The organism is Microbacterium meiriae (assembly GCF_040686935.1).
Taxonomy (GTDB): Bacteria; Actinomycetota; Actinomycetes; order Actinomycetales; family Microbacteriaceae; genus Microbacterium; species Microbacterium meiriae.
Genome location: NZ_JBFBMF010000008.1, coordinates 1 through 1,818 on the forward strand (window position 1 = coordinate 1; position 1,818 = coordinate 1,818).

Genomic DNA, 1,818 nt, shown 5'->3' on the forward strand with positions numbered 1-1,818 from the left:
TAAGATAGAGAAGTTGCCCTGCGGGCCTGGTCGTGATGGCTGGGTCGTGGGAGCATCCGATCCTTGAGAACTCAACAGCGTGCACTTGTCAAATGCCAAATTATCCTCGTCTAGCTTCGGCTGGGTGAGAATTCCTTTGGATCAAAGACCAACCTCCTTGTGGGGTTGGCAACGGATAGTCAGCAATGATTTATCTCTTTGGTCAGCATCAAACTCGCTGCGTTCCGGTTTTTCCCCGGTTCGTATGCAATTTCTTTTTACGGAGAGTTTGATCCTGGCTCAGGATGAACGCTGGCGGCGTGCTTAACACATGCAAGTCGAACGGTGAACACGGAGCTTGCTCTGTGGGATCAGTGGCGAACGGGTGAGTAACACGTGAGCAACCTGCCCCTGACTCTGGGATAAGCGCTGGAAACGGCGTCTAATACTGGATATGTGACGTGACCGCATGGTCTGCGTTTGGAAAGATTTTTCGGTTGGGGATGGGCTCGCGGCCTATCAGCTTGTTGGTGAGGTAATGGCTCACCAAGGCGTCGACGGGTAGCCGGCCTGAGAGGGTGACCGGCCACACTGGGACTGAGACACGGCCCAGACTCCTACGGGAGGCAGCAGTGGGGAATATTGCACAATGGGCGAAAGCCTGATGCAGCAACGCCGCGTGAGGGATGACGGCCTTCGGGTTGTAAACCTCTTTTAGCAGGGAAGAAGCGAAAGTGACGGTACCTGCAGAAAAAGCGCCGGCTAACTACGTGCCAGCAGCCGCGGTAATACGTAGGGCGCAAGCGTTATCCGGAATTATTGGGCGTAAAGAGCTCGTAGGCGGTTTGTCGCGTCTGCTGTGAAATCCCGAGGCTCAACCTCGGGCCTGCAGTGGGTACGGGCAGACTAGAGTGCGGTAGGGGAGATTGGAATTCCTGGTGTAGCGGTGGAATGCGCAGATATCAGGAGGAACACCGATGGCGAAGGCAGATCTCTGGGCCGTAACTGACGCTGAGGAGCGAAAGGGTGGGGAGCAAACAGGCTTAGATACCCTGGTAGTCCACCCCGTAAACGTTGGGAACTAGTTGTGGGGTCCATTCCACGGATTCCGTGACGCAGCTAACGCATTAAGTTCCCCGCCTGGGGAGTACGGCCGCAAGGCTAAAACTCAAAGGAATTGACGGGGACCCGCACAAGCGGCGGAGCATGCGGATTAATTCGATGCAACGCGAAGAACCTTACCAAGGCTTGACATATACGAGAACGGGCCAGAAATGGTCAACTCTTTGGACACTCGTAAACAGGTGGTGCATGGTTGTCGTCAGCTCGTGTCGTGAGATGTTGGGTTAAGTCCCGCAACGAGCGCAACCCTCGTTCTATGTTGCCAGCACGTAATGGTGGGAACTCATGGGATACTGCCGGGGTCAACTCGGAGGAAGGTGGGGATGACGTCAAATCATCATGCCCCTTATGTCTTGGGCTTCACGCATGCTACAATGGCCGGTACAAAGGGCTGCAATACCGTGAGGTGGAGCGAATCCCAAAAAGCCGGTCCCAGTTCGGATTGAGGTCTGCAACTCGACCTCATGAAGTCGGAGTCGCTAGTAATCGCAGATCAGCAACGCTGCGGTGAATACGTTCCCGGGTCTTGTACACACCGCCCGTCAAGTCATGAAAGTCGGTAACACCTGAAGCCGGTGGCCTAACCCTTGTGGAGGGAGCCGTCGAAGGTGGGATCGGTAATTAGGACTAAGTCGTAACAAGGTAGCCGTACCGGAAGGTGCGGCTGGATCACCTCCTTTCTAAGGAGCATCTGACGCTTCGGCGTCCAGAACCCAG

Annotated in this window: 1 rRNA gene; it reads left to right on the plus strand. The window is 55.2% G+C overall.

Annotated elements, in window-relative coordinates:
- Positions 1-256: 256 nt before the first annotated feature.
- A 16S ribosomal RNA gene (locus tag AB0P08_RS17025) occupies positions 257-1,781 on the plus strand.
- Positions 1,782-1,818 lie beyond the last annotated feature (37 nt).